The organism is Knoellia sp. Soil729, assembly GCF_001427985.1.
In the GTDB taxonomy this organism is placed as follows: Bacteria; Actinomycetota; Actinomycetes; order Actinomycetales; family Dermatophilaceae; genus Knoellia.
Window position 1 is genome coordinate 488,546 of record NZ_LMSA01000002.1, and the last position, 13,368, is coordinate 501,913.

Annotated in this window: 16 protein-coding genes and 1 tRNA gene; 3 read left to right on the top strand and 14 right to left on the bottom strand. The window is 69.7% G+C overall.

The window, feature by feature from the left end; genetic code table 11:
• Nucleotides 1-2: 2 nt before the first annotated feature.
• The 14 genes from ASG74_RS07260 to ASG74_RS07325 all read right to left on the bottom strand — a co-directional run bounded on the left by ASG74_RS07260 (nucleotide 3) and on the right by ASG74_RS07325 (nucleotide 10,294).
• The gene (locus tag ASG74_RS07260) at nucleotides 3-833 is read right to left on the bottom strand and encodes an MlaE family ABC transporter permease (protein WP_200942544.1); all 831 of its coding nucleotides are present in this window, start codon (nucleotides 831-833) and stop codon (nucleotides 3-5) included.
• Nucleotides 834-843: 10 nt separating this feature from the next.
• Nucleotides 844-1,611: an MlaE family ABC transporter permease gene (locus ASG74_RS07265; protein WP_056140835.1), complete on the bottom strand. Its 768-nt coding sequence runs from the start codon at nucleotides 1,609-1,611 to the stop codon at nucleotides 844-846.
• Nucleotides 1,608-2,597 carry an ABC transporter ATP-binding protein gene (locus ASG74_RS07270; protein WP_056140837.1) on the bottom strand — a complete coding sequence of 330 codons (990 nt, stop codon included), beginning with the start codon at nucleotides 2,595-2,597 and terminating at the stop codon, nucleotides 1,608-1,610. Before ASG74_RS07270 ends, ASG74_RS07265 begins: the two co-directional genes overlap by 4 nt.
• Nucleotides 2,598-2,822: 225 nt before the next feature.
• Entirely contained in the window at nucleotides 2,823-3,383 is a 561-nt protein-coding gene (locus ASG74_RS07275; protein WP_056140839.1) for a hypothetical protein, read from the bottom strand.
• A 116-nt stretch (nucleotides 3,384-3,499) separates the two neighbouring features.
• Nucleotides 3,500-4,222: a 50S ribosomal protein L1 gene (rplA, locus tag ASG74_RS07280; protein ID WP_056140843.1), complete on the bottom strand. Its 723-nt coding sequence runs from the start codon at nucleotides 4,220-4,222 to the stop codon at nucleotides 3,500-3,502.
• A 152-nt stretch (nucleotides 4,223-4,374) separates the two neighbouring features.
• Nucleotides 4,375-4,806 carry a 50S ribosomal protein L11 gene (gene rplK, locus ASG74_RS07285; protein ID WP_056140845.1) on the bottom strand — a complete coding sequence of 144 codons (432 nt, stop codon included), beginning with the start codon at nucleotides 4,804-4,806 and terminating at the stop codon, nucleotides 4,375-4,377.
• A 70-nt stretch (nucleotides 4,807-4,876) separates the two neighbouring features.
• A complete protein-coding gene (gene nusG, locus ASG74_RS07290; protein WP_056140848.1) occupies nucleotides 4,877-5,791 on the bottom strand; it encodes a transcription termination/antitermination protein NusG in 915 nt (304 codons plus the stop codon).
• 72 nt (nucleotides 5,792-5,863) lie between these two features.
• The gene (gene secE, locus ASG74_RS07295; RefSeq protein ID WP_056140851.1) at nucleotides 5,864-6,136 is read right to left on the bottom strand and encodes a preprotein translocase subunit SecE; all 273 of its coding nucleotides are present in this window, start codon (nucleotides 6,134-6,136) and stop codon (nucleotides 5,864-5,866) included.
• Between the two features lie 31 nt (nucleotides 6,137-6,167).
• Nucleotides 6,168-6,240, bottom strand: a tRNA-Trp gene (locus ASG74_RS07300).
• Nucleotides 6,241-6,440: 200 nt separating this feature from the next.
• Nucleotides 6,441-7,079 carry a hypothetical protein gene (locus tag ASG74_RS07305; RefSeq protein ID WP_156465315.1) on the bottom strand — a complete coding sequence of 213 codons (639 nt, stop codon included), beginning with the start codon at nucleotides 7,077-7,079 and terminating at the stop codon, nucleotides 6,441-6,443.
• On the bottom strand, nucleotides 7,076-8,005 hold the full coding sequence (locus tag ASG74_RS07310; protein ID WP_056140856.1) for a hypothetical protein: 930 nt from the start codon (nucleotides 8,003-8,005) through the stop codon (nucleotides 7,076-7,078). The genes ASG74_RS07305 and ASG74_RS07310 overlap by 4 nt, the downstream gene beginning before the upstream one ends.
• On the bottom strand, nucleotides 8,002-8,889 hold the full coding sequence (locus ASG74_RS07315) for an ABC transporter ATP-binding protein (protein WP_056140859.1): 888 nt from the start codon (nucleotides 8,887-8,889) through the stop codon (nucleotides 8,002-8,004). The genes ASG74_RS07310 and ASG74_RS07315 overlap by 4 nt, the downstream gene beginning before the upstream one ends.
• Entirely contained in the window at nucleotides 8,886-9,740 is an 855-nt protein-coding gene (locus ASG74_RS07320; protein WP_056140867.1) for a zf-HC2 domain-containing protein, read from the bottom strand. The genes ASG74_RS07315 and ASG74_RS07320 overlap by 4 nt, the downstream gene beginning before the upstream one ends.
• The gene (locus ASG74_RS07325) at nucleotides 9,737-10,294 is read right to left on the bottom strand and encodes an RNA polymerase sigma factor (protein ID WP_056140877.1); all 558 of its coding nucleotides are present in this window, start codon (nucleotides 10,292-10,294) and stop codon (nucleotides 9,737-9,739) included. The genes ASG74_RS07320 and ASG74_RS07325 overlap by 4 nt, the downstream gene beginning before the upstream one ends.
• A gap of 130 nt (nucleotides 10,295-10,424) precedes the next feature.
• On the opposite strand from ASG74_RS07325, the gene ASG74_RS07330 reads away from it, so the two are divergent.
• From ASG74_RS07330 to ASG74_RS07340, 3 genes are read left to right on the top strand one after another with little or no spacing between them, the layout of a single operon-like run.
• Nucleotides 10,425-11,720 carry an aminotransferase gene (locus tag ASG74_RS07330; protein ID WP_056140880.1) on the top strand — a complete coding sequence of 432 codons (1,296 nt, stop codon included), beginning with the start codon at nucleotides 10,425-10,427 and terminating at the stop codon, nucleotides 11,718-11,720.
• Between the two features lie 28 nt (nucleotides 11,721-11,748).
• Nucleotides 11,749-12,279: an adenosine deaminase gene (locus ASG74_RS07335; RefSeq protein ID WP_235498850.1), complete on the top strand. Its 531-nt coding sequence runs from the start codon at nucleotides 11,749-11,751 to the stop codon at nucleotides 12,277-12,279.
• Nucleotides 12,276-13,352: an adenosine deaminase gene (locus ASG74_RS07340; RefSeq protein ID WP_082569580.1), complete on the top strand. Its 1,077-nt coding sequence runs from the start codon at nucleotides 12,276-12,278 to the stop codon at nucleotides 13,350-13,352. Before ASG74_RS07335 ends, ASG74_RS07340 begins: the two co-directional genes overlap by 4 nt.
• Nucleotides 13,353-13,368 lie beyond the last annotated feature (16 nt).

Sequence of the window (13,368 nt, forward strand, 5' to 3'; positions counted from 1 at the left end):
GGCTAACCCGCGATCCTCACCGTGGTGGTCGCACCCCACACCGCCAGCGAGAAGAAGAAGTCGACGAGGTTGACGGCCACGATCGACGTGCGTACGGCCTTGCCCACGGCCAGGCCCACGCCTGCTGGACCGCCGCTGGCGGTGTAGCCGTAGTAGCAGTGGATCAAGATGATGATCACCGCGAAGACGAGCACCTTGAGGAACGAGTAGAGGATGTCGATCGGCGGTAGGAACAGATGGAAGTAGTGGTCGTAGGTCCCCTTGGACTGCCCGAAGTAGTCGGTGACGATGAACCGGGTGGCCGCATAGGAGGACAGCAGCCCGATGACGTAGAGCGGGATGACCGCCACGAAGCCCGCGATCATGCGGGTCGTCACGAGGAACGGCAGGGAGGGGATGCCCATGACCTCGAGGGCGTCGACCTCCTCGGAGATGCGCATGGCGCCGAGCTGCGCGGTGAAGCCGCACCCGACGGTGGCCGCGAGCGCGAGGCCGGCCACGAGCGGCGCGATCTCACGAGTGTTGAGGTAGGCCGCGAGGAAGCCGGCGAAGGCGCCCGTCCCCAGCTGGTTGAGCGAGGAGTAGCCCTGCAGCCCGACCTGGCTGCCGGTGAAGAACGCCATGAAGGTCAGCACGCCGACGGTCCCGCCGATGACGCTCAGGGCGCCACTGCCGAGGGAGACCTCGGCCAGGAGGCGCAGGACCTCCTTCTTGTAGCGGCGGATCGTGCGGGGGCTCCACATGATCGACCGGACATAGAAGTGCATCTGGTCGCTCAGGGCGTCCAGCGCCCTGCCCGGTCGGGCGGCGAGGTCTCGGGTGCGGCTCATCATCGGTGCCCCCTCAGACCTTCTGCGGGACGACTTGGAAGTAGATGGCGGAGACGACGAAGTTGATGACGAACAGGAGCATGAAGGTGATGACGACCGCCTGGTTCACTGCCTCGCCCACACCCTTGGGCCCTCCCCCGGCCGTGAGGCCCTTGTAGGACGCGACGATGGCGGCCACCATCCCGAAGAGCAGCGCCTTGATCTCGGAGGTCCAGAGGTCCGCGAGCTGCGCCAGGGCGGTGAACGAGGCGAGGTAGGCGCCGGGTGTCCCGCCCTGGATGACGACGTTGAAGAAGTAGCCGCCGGCCACGCCGACGACGGAGACCAGGCCGTTGAGCAGGAGCGAGACGACCATCGTCGCGAGGACACGGGGGACGACGAGGCGCTCGATGGGGCTGATGCCCAGCACCTCCATGGCGTCGAGCTCCTCACGGATCTTGCGGGAGCCCAGGTCGGCGCAGATGGCCGACCCACCGGCGCCGGCGATGAGGAGGGCCGTGACGATCGGCGACGCCTCACGGACGACGGCGAGCACGCTCGCGGCGCCGGTGAAGGACTGGGCACCGAGCTGACGCGTGAGCGTGCCGAGCTGGAGGGCGATGACCGCGCCGAAGGGGATGGAGACCAGGGCCGTCGGGACGATCGTCACCGAGGCGATGAACCAGCACTGCTGGATGAACTCCTTGGTCTGGAAGGGCCGCTTGGGCAGGGCGCGCAGGACGTCCAGGGCGAGGGCGAAGAGGGCACCGGCCTGCTTGACCGGAGCCGTGAGGACGTTCACGTCGCCGCCCCGGACTCGAGCTCGGCGGACTGGGAGACGCCCGGGACACCGGCGTTGCCCGACCGGAACGAGCCGGGAGGAGGCGTGACGTCGTTGGCGCGGCACCAGTCGCCCGGTGCCTTCTCCGCGCGCCGGAAGCTGCCGTCGCTGGTGCCGAGCTGGATCGGGATCGGGGGCAGCGGCGGCAGCTCCTGCCCCGACTCCGAGGCGAGCTCGTCGGCGTCCTTCTCCTCGGACATGCCGATCGGCCCGATGGTCTGGGCGTTGAGGAACTGCCGCACCACCGGCTCCTCGGAGCTGAGGAGCATCTCGCGCGGGCCGAACATCGCGAGGTGGCGGTGGTAGAGCAGGCCGATGTTGTCCGGCACCGTGCGGGCGGTGTTGATGTCGTGCGTGACGATGAGGAACGTCGCGTCGATCTGGGCGTTGAGGTCGATGAACAGCTGGTTGATGTAGGACGTGCGCACCGGGTCCAGGCCCGAGTCGGGCTCGTCGATGAGCAGGATCTCGGGGTCGAGCACGAGGGCCCGGGCCAGGCCGGCACGCTTGCGCATCCCGCCGGAGATCTCTCCCGGGAGCTTGTCCTCGGCGCCGGTGAGGCCGACGAGGTCCATCTTCTCCAGGACGATGTCGCGGATGACCGACTCGGTCTTCTTGGTGTGCTCGCGCAGCGGGAAGGCGACGTTGTCATAAAGGTTCATCGACCCGAAGAGCGCACCGTCCTGGAACAGGACGCCGAAGAGCTTGCGCACCTCGTAGAGGTCGTTCTCGCTGAGGGTCACGAGGTCGTCGCCGTTGATGACGATCGAGCCCTTGTCGGGCTTGAGCAGCCCCACGAGGGTCTTGAGGAAGACCGACTTGCCGGTGCCCGACGGGCCGAGCATGACCGAGATCTCGCCCGCCGGGAGGGTGAGGGTGACGTCGTTCCAGATCACCTGGGACCCGAAGGCCTTGGTCAGGCCCTGGACCTCGATCGCGACGCCCATGCAACACCTCTCTCTCGGCCAGGTTGCGCGGCAGGGGTTCATCGCCTCGGTCGAGGAGGCCATGGATGCAACAGGGCTCCGGTGAAGTTACCCCGGGGTTACCTCTTGGACAAGGCTTGGGACCAAAGAGAATTTCACGTCACACGAACCATGCTGGCCAGGTGGAGGCGGTTCGAACGGGTCTGGGACGGTCTGGCTCGTCCGAACCGCCGACTCCTGTGCATCTCACCTGAGCTCGGAGAAGGAGGCCACGCTGTCGGCGGCGGGTGCCGTGACGTCCACCGGCTCGCCCCACCCCGAGTACGTCAGGGTCATGGTGGAGCCGGCGTCACCGACGAGCTCGACCTTGGTGGGCAGGTTGTCGGCGCCGATGCTCTGGCGCACGGTGATCGGCTTCATCGCCGTCGTGGGCGTCGGCATGGGGGCGTCGCCCATGCCCATGTCCTCGAGACGCTTCTGGGCGAGCGCGAGCTGCTGCTCGGTGGACAGGGTGCTCTCGTAGGTCGTCGTGCCGTCCTTGATCTCGACGACCGTGGCCTTGAGCCCCTCGGGCATGTTCCCGGTGAAGCTGTAGGACTTCGTGGCCTTCATGGCGGCCGCGGTGTCCTGGAACACTGCCGCGAAGTCCACCTCGTCGCCCACCTTCGCCGTGAGCGTGTCTGCTGCGGGCTGCGCGCTCGCTGCGGTGTCGGGTGACGTGGCGAGCGTGGAGCCGCAGGCTCCCAGCCCGGCGGCGACGGCGACGGCTGCCAGGGCAGCGCTGAATGATCTGGTGGTGATGGTCATGGGGTCCCCTGCGTGCGTGGTGGCCGCGACCTGCGGCGGCGCCACGTCAGCCCACGGCACGCACGAAGCGACCCCCGTTCACCACAGAACGGGGGTCGCTTGCCGTGCGTGGAGGATCAGGCGTCGGCCTGAGCGTCCTCCTCGAGGAGGTTGCGCGTCTTGGTGAAGTCCAGCGGCACACCCGGACCCATCGTCGTCGACATGGTCGCCTTGCTGATGTAGCGGCCCTTGGAGGCAGCCGGCTTGAGGCGGAGGATCTCCTCGAGCGCCGCAGCGTAGTTCTCGACCAGCTTCTTCTCGTCGAACGAGGCCTTGCCGATGATGAAGTGGAGGTTGCTGTGCTTGTCGGCGCGGAACTCGATCTTGCCGCCCTTGATGTCGGTCACGGCCTTGGCCGTGTCCATCGTGACGGTGCCCGTCTTCGGGTTGGGCATGAGGCCACGCGGGCCGAGGACCTTGCCGAGACGACCGACCTTGCCCATGAGGTCGGGGGTGGCGACGATGGCGTCGAAGTCGAGCCATCCGCCGGCGACCTTCTCGAGCATGTCGTCGGAACCGACGTAGTCGGCGCCGGCTGCGCGGGCGGCCTCGGCCTTGTCGCCGTTGGCGAACACGAGGACGCGGGCGGTCTTGCCGGTGCCGTTGGGGAGGTTCACGGTGCCGCGGACCATCTGGTCGGCCTTGCGCGGGTCGATGCCCAGACGCATGGCGACCTCGACGGTCTCGTCGTACTTCGCCTTGGCGTTGCTCTTGGCGAGGCGGACGGCCTCGAGCGGGGTGTACACCTTGTCGGCGTTGATCTTCTCCGCGCTGGCGCGGTAGCTCTTGCTGCGCTTCATTGCTGCTCCTGATGTCTCAGTGGTGGAGTCGTGGTCCGGGCCAGCGCTGGCCCTGCCACCGTCGCGCTCTGCTGAGCGAGACGCTTTTCGGTATGCCGGCCGCCCGCCTGGGCGGCCGGCATACCGAACGTCTGTGCTTGAGACGCTCCCGCTCAGACGGAGGTCTCGATGCCCATCTGACGGGCGGTGCCGGCGATGATCTTCATCGCGGCGTCGATGTCGTTGGCGTTGAGGTCGGGCATCTTCTGCTCGGCGATCTCGCGCACCTGGTCCGCGGTCAGCTTGGCGACCTTGGTCTTGTGCGGCTCGCCGGAGCCCTTCTGGACACCCGCGGCCTTCTTGATGAGCTCGGAGGCCGGCGGGGTCTTCGTGATGAAGGTGAAGGACCGGTCTTCGAAGACGGTGATGACGACGGGGATGATGTTGCCCCGCTGGTGCTCGGTCGCAGCGTTGTAGGCCTTGACGAACTCCATGATGTTGACGCCGTGCTGGCCGAGGGCCGGGCCGACGGGGGGCGCCGGGGTCGCCGCACCTGCCTGGATCTGCAGGTTGATGTAGCCGGAGACCTTCTTCTTGGGAGGCATTGCTGTGTGTCCTTTTGTTGGTTGTGGGCCCACGCCGTGGGCGATGACCCGGTTGCAGTGCTGTCAGGCGTCAGAGCTTGGAGACCTGGCTGAACGACAGCTCGACCGGGGTCTCCCGGCCGAAGATGGAGACGAGGACCTTGAGCTTCTGGCCCTCGGCGTTGATCTCGGAGATCGTCGCGGGCAGGGTCTCGAACGGACCGTCCATGACGGTGACCGACTCGCCGACCTCGAAGTCGACGACGGGTGAGGAGGCGGCCGAGCCGCCACCGGCGCCAGAGCCGGAACCGCCCGCGGCGGCAGCGGCAGCGATCTCGAGCTCGGCGGGCTTGATCATGGTGTAGACCTCGTCGAGGCTCAGCGGCACCGGCTGGTGGGCGTTGCCGACGAAGCCGGTCACACCGGGCGTGTGGCGCACGGCGCCCCACGACTCGTCGGTGAGGTCCATGCGGACGAGGACGTATCCGGGCATCCGGACCCGGCGGACCAGCTTGCGCTGACCGCTCTTGATCTCGGTGACCTCCTCCATGGGGACCTCGATCTCGAAGATGTAGTCCTCCATGTTGAGGGACTGGATCCGCGTCTCGAGGTTGGTCTTCACCCGGTTCTCGTAGCCGGCGTAGGAGTGGATGACGTACCAGTCGCCGAACTTCGCGGCGAGGTCCTCCTTGAACGCCTTGACCGGGTCGATGTCGGTCGGGACGACGTCGCCGTCCTCGTCGCTCTCGGTGGTCGCGGCCTCGAGGGTGCTCTCGGCGGGCGCGTCGTCGGACTCGTCGGAGTCGGCGGTGTCGTCGGACTCGTCGGTGCCGGTGGCCTCGTCAGCATCGGTGGCCTCGTCGGCCGGGAGGTCGAGGAACTCGGGGGCGGTGTCGCCGAGGGTCAGCGACTCACGCTGGGCGGCGCTGTCGGTCTCTTCGACGGCGAGGATCTCGGCGTCGCCGGAGGTCGACTCGGCGTCCTGGGACGTCGTGTGGTCGGACACGTACGGACCTACTTCCTGTGCAGCGTGTGTTTCAGGTGGGGCGGGGCGCGCCCTGCGTCAGAGCGGGCGGACTCAGCCGCCGTTGCCGAAGGCGAGGGCGACGAGCTTGCCGAAGCCGAAGTCCAACGCGGACACGAGCGCCATCATCACGGAGACGAAGACGATGACGACGATCGTGTAGTTCCACAGCTCGTTGCGCGTCGGCCGGACGACCTTGCGCAGCTCGTCGAGGATCTGGCTGATGAACAGACCGAGGGACCCGAAGAGCCGTGACACGGGGTTGCGGCTCTCGCCCGAGCTCTTGCTCGCACGTCGAGAGTCGCGGGACTCGCCCACTTCCGTCACAGTTCCTCTTCTCCGAGATGATCTGAACCTGCAGGGCAGGAGGGACTCGAACCCCCAACCGCCGGTTTTGGAGACCGGTGCTCTACCAATTGAGCCACTGCCCTAGGAACGCACCCGCTGGGTGGGTGGTTCCGGAGGTGACGGCAGGCATGACGAATCATGGTGCCAACACCGAGGGATCAGCATACGGGACGCCCCGGCTCGACGCGAAACCGTCGGACCGGCCCCGGGCCCACGTGCACTCCAGCGGCGGCAGCTGCTGCCCATACCCCAGCGGCCCGACGGGCCTGCACGATCACGCCCGTCAGTGCCCGGCCGATCTGGCGTCGGTCTCTCTCCAGCGGGATCCCTCATCCCTGCTGCCCCACGCCAGACCGGCTGCTCCCAGCAGGGCGATGACCGCCCAGGCCACCGTTGTCGAGCCCCGCTCCCCCGAGAGGTCGAGCACGAGGACGTCTCCGGGCACGGGCACGAGACCCAGTGCCAGGACCGCGAAGACCAGACCACCCGCGACGGTGGACGCCGGCTCGTCCTGCCCCCGGCGGACGAGGGCGGCACAGAGCCCGAGACCCACGGTGACGAGTGCACCGCCGGCGAGCACCTGGGCCCACCATGCGGGAACACCGACAGCGAGCTGCGCGCGCCACACCACGGCATACGCGACCCAGCCTGCGAGCGCGCCGAGACCGGCACAGGCACGCACGGCCATCCGCCAGCCACGGCTCGTCGGGACGGACTGGACGGCACCGGCAGCCGGCTGGTCGAGCGAGAAGCCTGCGGCACCCGCGAGCAGTGCGCCGCCGACCCATGCGGTCACGGACCCCGGGCCGCTCGGCCAGACGGTGCCGTCGAGAGCGAGCACCGTCGCAGCCGCGGCACCTGCACCGAGCACCGGGCCCCAGCCGACCGCGCGCAGCTCGGCGGCGAGCGCGGATCGCGTCACCACAGCGGGTTCCACGGTCCGTAGTGCCCCTCCGGGCCCGTGAAGGTGGCCAGGAGGAGGGCGATGACGGTGAGGCCTCCCACGGCCAGCGAGACCCGGACCAGCTGGCGCCGCTGCTCCCCCGTGGTCCCGTGCGCGCAGGCTGCCAGCGCGGCCAGCAGGCACAGCCCGGCGAGGTAGGCCACCCGCCAGTGGTGGCTTCCGCCCTGGGCCCAGGTCGAACTCTCCGTGTTGAAGACGGCCAGCGCGAACGGCGAGGAATGGTGGATGAGAGCACCCCACCAGGAGGAGTCGCGGTAGACGCTGCTCAGGACAGCCCACAGGATGAGCGCGACTGCCGTGATGGCACCGGCCGTGGGCCACCGCCACCACCGAGCGACCGCCACGCCGAGCAGTGGTCCGCCGACTGCGGCCAGGACGCCCTCGACCATGATCGAGAAGAGCTGGGTGTCGGTGAACTCGGTCCAGGCCATGGCCTGCAGCGGCGGGTCGACCATCCAGAAGACGAAGACGTAGGCAGCGCCGGCGAACGCGACCACGGCCGGCACGAGGCACACGAGGCAGAGGGCAAGGCTGCGCTGGAGCTTCGTGGCGGGCGCTGCCTCGAGCACGTCACCCGTGCGCGATGCCCCCTTCGCCACCCGGTTCATGGCGATGAGACCACCCAGGCCGAGGAAGAAGGCGGGAACCACTGGCCAGTCGAGGTTCGTCTCTGTACCGTTCTCCGCGGTGACGACGTAGTCGGCGTTGGCGTAGTCGCTGAACGGAGTCGTCACTGCCATCAGGACGAAGAGGAACACGGCCACGAGGAACACCGGCTGGTGCAGCAGCCGTCGCACCTCGATCCGGGCGATGCTGCGCACGACCTCGGCCGACGCCCGACGCGAGGTCGATGGCACCCCTGGCACGAGGACCGCGGAGCTCATGCCGTCATCCCCGCGACCGCGTCGTCCGCCTGGCCGCCGCGCAGCAGCAGGTAGGCGTCCTCGAGCGTCGGCTCGGCGAGCTCGGCACCCAGAGGTGCCTCGTGCGCCACGTGCCGGTAGCGGCCGGTGCCGACCCGCCACGAGCTGAGCGCCGAGGGCGACTCCTCGTCGGCGAGCCACACCCTCCCAGCGGCCTGTGCGACGAGCTCGCGCACCGGACCGTCGTAGCGCACGCGACCGGAGTCGAGGACGACGACCCGTTCGCAGAGGGCGGCGACGTCCTCGGTCTGGTGGGTCGCGAGGAGGACGGTGGCCCGGCGGGCGAGGTCGGACAGGACGCCTCGCAGCGAGGCCCGCTGCTCGGGGTCCAGACCGTTGGTCGGCTCGTCGAGGACGAGGAGCTCCGGTGACCCGAGGAAGGCCTGGGCCAGCGCCACCCTGCGCCGCTGGCCCCCGGAGAGCCGGCGCATCTTTGTGCCGGCGAGCTCCTCCATCCCGACGAGGGCGAGGACCCTCCTCACCTCGGCGTGCCGCTGCGAGCGGTCGGTCCACTCCTTGAGGGCTGCGACGTAGTCGACGAACTGGAAGGCCGTGAACCCGCGTGGATAGCCGGCCTCCTGCGGGAGGTAGCCGAGGGAGCGCCGGATCTCGGTCCGGTCCTCGTGGGAGCCCGGGTCCAGCCCGAGGATCCGGCAGCGCCCCTCGGTCGGCGCCAGCACGGTGCCGAGCAGCCGCAGCAGCGTCGTCTTGCCCGCCCCGTTGGGACCGAGGAGACCGGTCACACCCGGCTGGAGGCTGAGGTCGACGTGGTCGAGGGCGGTGCTGTTGCCGTAGCGGCGGGTGACGCCTGTGAACATGACGCTGGTGCTGGAAATGGTGCTCATGAGAACTCCCCGAAGTGGGACAGGCGGTCGGAGCGGACGGCGAAGACGGCGCCCGCGACGACGGCGATGACGAGGTAGACGGGCAGGACGTCCGCTGAGAGCAGCTCGACGGTGGCCGAACCCACCGAGCTGCGGTAGCCGTCGGCGGCGGTGGCGCCACTCACGGCGGTCCAGGCGAGCGCGACACCCGCGCCGGCATGGGTCACCGGCCACCACGTCGCGAGCGCGAGGGTGAGGGCGACTCCCGCCAGCGAGGGCATGAGCCAGGCGATCGAGGCCCAGGGCGACCCGGGCAGGACCGCGCCGGCGAGCGCGGAGAGCGGCACCGCCGTGGCGATGACCGCCCCCGACCGCAGCAGGATGAGACGGACGGGGGACGAGGGGCTCGCGACGGCGAGCTCCCAGCTGGGGTCGGCGTGCGGCCCGAACGACATCGCGACGGCGAGCACCGGCACGAGCGGAGCGGTCCACAGGAAGAGCAGGGAACCGTAGGCCGCACCCGACGCAGCCGCGATGGTCGCGAAGAGCAGGCAGAGCAGGATGCCGAGGACCCACGCTCCCTGGACCGCCGGTGTCGAGCGCACGAGCACGACGTCACGGTCGGCAAGCCCCAGGTGTCGCAGGAACACCTCGAGGCGTGTCGGCGCCGGAGCGGAGATGTCGGTGACGATGGAGTCCCAGATGCCCTGAAAGGGAACGGGATCGGACAGCTGACGCACGCCGCTGCGGCACTGACCGCAGCGGACGAGGTGCTGCTCGACCGATGCGGAGACGGCCGCGGACGTCCTGCCGTCGAGGTATGCCGTGAGCAGGCTCTCGTCCGCGTGCCAGGTCGGCTGCGTGCGGTTCATGGTGCTCCTCCCGCGAGGTCGGCACGAAGCTGCGCCTTGGCGCGGTGCAGCCGGGTCTTGACGGTGTTCTGGGGGATGCCGAGCAGGGTCGCGGCCTCCCTGCTGGTGAGCCCGTCGAGGACGGTCGCCTCGACCACGGCTCGCATCTCGGGGCTGAGCCGCTCGAGGGCTCCGCCCAGGTCGCCGTACTCGATGCCGACGAGGACGCGCTCCTCCGCGCTCTCCGCTGCGAGCGACGGACCGGACTCGGGGCGGACCGGATCCCGGTGCGTCGCGCCGGGCGAACGCAAGCGCGAGACCAGGCGCCGGATGGCGATCCCCCAGAGCCAGGCGGCAACCTCCCCGTCGCCGCGCCACGAGCCGCTGGAGCGCCACACCGAGGTGAAGCAGTCCTGCAGGGCATCGGCGACGACGTCGGGATCGCTGCACCGGCGCCGCAGCCTCGCAGCGAGCCAGGGGGCGTGCCGGTCGTAGAGCACCCGTAGAGCGTCCACGTCCCCCCGGTGGAGGGCCCGGACCAGCTCCGCGTCTGCGGGCTCATCGGCGTGCCACATACAACGACTGTCGCAGCGCCGCAGCCCGGCGGTTCCCACTTCGCGAAGGTAGGTGAGCCCGGTTGCGGACGGACCGCCCACACGGTGACATGGCCTCGATCCGGGGCGCTGCCTCTGACACCATGAACGCGTGACCGAGCAGAGCACCCTCGCCCCCCTGTCGTCCCTGTCCCCCGCGGACCTCGAGACGTTCCTCGAGAGCCAGCGCACGGCATACACCGAGCTTCAAGGTCGTGGCCTCAAGCTCGACCTCACGCGCGGCAAGCCGTCCGCGCAGCAGCTGGACCTGTCGGACGCGCTGCTCGACCTACCGCAGGGCTACCGCGACGCCGACGGGACCGACGTGCGCAACTACGGGCTGCTCGCCGGGCTGCCCGAGCTGCGGGCGATCTTTGCGGACCTGCTCTGGGTCGAGCCGTCGCAGGTGGTCGCCGGCGGGAACTCGAGCCTGACGATGATGCACGACTGCCTGGTGCAGCTGCTGTTGCACGGTGCGCCCGACTCCCCCCGGCCGTGGTCCCAGGAGGAGAGCGTGAAGTTCATCTGCCCGGTGCCCGGCTACGACCGCCACTTCACGATGCTCGCCTCGTTCGGCATCGAGATGCTGCCCGTGCCGATGAACCCCGACGGCCCCGACGTGGACGCGGTGCGCGAGCTCGTCAAGGACCCTGCCGTCAAGGGGATCTGGGTCGTCCCGACCTATGCGAACCCGTCCGGGTCGATCTGCTCCCAGGAGGTCGCGAGCGCCCTGGCGTCCATGGAGACCGCGGCACCGGACTTCCGCATCTTCTGGGACAACGCCTACGCCTTCCACCACCTGACCGAGGACGAGGCCAAGAGCGCCGACATCATCACGTTGGCCTCGGGCTCGGGCCACCCGGACCGGCCCCTGATGTTTGCCTCGACCTCCAAGATCACCTTCGCCGGCTCGGGCGTCGCGTTCTTCGCCGCCTCGAAGAACAACGTCGACTGGTACCTGTCCCACCTGCAGTTCGCCTCGATCGGCCCCGACAAGGTCAACCAGCTGCGGCACGTGCAGTTCTTCGGTTCGGCGCAGGGCGTGCGCGACCACATGGCGCGCCACCGCACGATCCTCGCGCCGAAGTTCGCGGCCGTGGAGCAGGCGCTGAGCTCCGCGCTCGCCGGGCGCGAGGTGGCCCAGTGGTCGCAGCCGCAGGGTGGCTACTTCGTCAACCTCGACGTCATGGACGGCACCGCCTCACGGGTGGTCGAGCTCGCCAAGGGAGCCGGCATCGCCCTGACGCCCGCGGGCGCGTCGTTCCCGCTCGGCGAGGATCCCCGCGACCGCAACATCCGCCTGGCACCGACCTTCCCGGTGCTCTCGGAGGTCGAGACCGCGATGGCGGGCGTCGCCACGTGCGTCCTGCTGGCCGCAGCCGAAAAGCTCGCGACCCAGCGCGACTGAAAGGGTCGCCCGCGTGCAAGGCTGAGGTATGAGCGATCAGTCTGGAACCGAGAACTTCGACACCGACCTGGGCTCGATGAGCCTGGACGACGGGGTGGACGCCGGCAGCGGCGAGCCCGACCTGCTCGACTCGAGCGAGGGCGACAACCTCCCGGCCACTCCCCCCGACCTGCAGCCCCGCAACACCGAGTGGGGCACGACGGCGGCCGAGCAGGCGCAGGACGAGACGATCGACCAGCGCATCGCCCAGGAGGTCCCCGACCCCAACTCGGCCTACGGTGCCCCCGACAACGAGTCCGGGCTCGATGGTCCTCCCGATGTCGGCGGTGACGACCCGGACGCGATCCCTGCCTCCCAGGACTTCCTCGGGGAGCCCAGCGAGGACATCGATGGCGGCTCCCTCACCTCCCCCGACGCCGGCATGCGCGAGGACGACGAGAGTGAGCTCCTCGGCGCGGAAGGCCTTGACGTCGACCCCGACCCGCGCGCCGGGTACGTCACCGACGCCAGTGATGTCGAGTCGACCGAGGAGTCGGCCATGCGAATCATCGAGGAGTGAGCGCAACACCTCCTGCGCCGCGCCCCGGCCGCGACACCGCAACCCTGCCGAAGGCACACCTGCACCTGCACTTCACGGGATCCATGCGCATCGAGACGGTGCGCCAGATGTCGGCCTCCCACGACCTGCGCCTGCCCTCCGCGCTGCAGGCCGACTGGCCGGTCACCTTCGAGACCCGCGACGAGCGTGGGTGGTTCCGCTTCCAGAGCCTCTATGACGCCGCGCGTGCGTGCGTGCGCACCGAGGCCGACATGCGCCGGATCGTGCGCGAGGCGGCCCTGGACGACGGGGCCGAAGGGTCGCGGTGGCTCGAGATCCAGGTCGACCCGACGTCCTATGCACCGTTCGTCGGCGGGATCACCCCGGCCCTGGAGATCATCCTCGACGAGGCTGCTGCCGTGTCCCGGGAGCCTGACGCTGCCCAGGTCGGCGTCATCGTCGCCGCCTCGCGGATGCGCCACGAGCTCGAATCCCGCACGCTGGCGCGCCTTGCGGCCCGGTATGCCGGTGAGGGGCCCGGTGCGGTCGTCGGCTTTGGCCTGAGCAACGACGAACGACGTGGGGAGACCGAGGCGTTCGCCGCCGCGTTCCACATCGCGCGCCGGGCCGGGCTGGCTCTGGTCCCGCACGCTGGAGAGCTGTTGGGGCCGGATGCAATCGAGCGCACGCTCACGTCGTTGGAGCCCGACCGGCTGGGCCACGGTGTGCGCTCGGTCGAGGACCCGCGGACCCTGGACCGGGTCGTGGCCGACGGAGTGGCCCTCGAGGTGTGCCCGGGCAGCAACCTCTCGCTCGGGGTCTATGACGAGATCGAGGACGTGCCGCTGCGCCAACTCGTCGACGCAGGGGCCACCGTCGCGCTGGGAGCCGACGACCCGCTGATCTTCGGGTCGCGGCTGCAGGCGCAGTACGAAGTGGCCCGGTTGCTGGAGTTCTCGGACGCGGAGCTGGCCGACCTCGCCCGCGCGTCGCTGCGTGCGTCCCGGGCCCCGACCGAGGTCAGGGCGGCGGCCGACCGTGACATCGACGCTTGGCTGGCCGCCGAACGGGTCGAAACCGTCGCCGAAGGCTGAGCGAGACGACCCCGAC

Bases quoted from the DNA above. Each gene is read 5' to 3' on its own strand.
- ASG74_RS07260 (WP_200942544.1), bottom strand. From the start codon at position 833: ATGATGAGCCGCACCCGAGACCTCGCCGCCCGACCGGGCAGGGCGCTG.
- ASG74_RS07270 (WP_056140837.1), bottom strand. From the start codon at position 2,597: ATGGGCGTCGCGATCGAGGTCCAGGGCCTGACCAAGGCCTTCGGGTCC.
- ASG74_RS07275 (WP_056140839.1), bottom strand. From the start codon at position 3,383: ATGACCATCACCACCAGATCATTCAGCGCTGCCCTGGCAGCCGTCGCC.
- rplA (WP_056140843.1), bottom strand. From the start codon at position 4,222: ATGAAGCGCAGCAAGAGCTACCGCGCCAGCGCGGAGAAGATCAACGCC.
- rplK (WP_056140845.1), bottom strand. From the start codon at position 4,806: ATGCCTCCCAAGAAGAAGGTCTCCGGCTACATCAACCTGCAGATCCAG.
- ASG74_RS07310 (WP_056140856.1), bottom strand. From the start codon at position 8,005: ATGAGCTCCGCGGTCCTCGTGCCAGGGGTGCCATCGACCTCGCGTCGG.
- ASG74_RS07315 (WP_056140859.1), bottom strand. From the start codon at position 8,889: ATGAGCACCATTTCCAGCACCAGCGTCATGTTCACAGGCGTCACCCGC.
- ASG74_RS07320 (WP_056140867.1), bottom strand. From the start codon at position 9,740: ATGAACCGCACGCAGCCGACCTGGCACGCGGACGAGAGCCTGCTCACG.
- ASG74_RS07325 (WP_056140877.1), bottom strand. From the start codon at position 10,294: ATGTGGCACGCCGATGAGCCCGCAGACGCGGAGCTGGTCCGGGCCCTC.
- ASG74_RS07335 (WP_235498850.1), top strand. From the start codon at position 11,749: ATGAGCGATCAGTCTGGAACCGAGAACTTCGACACCGACCTGGGCTCG.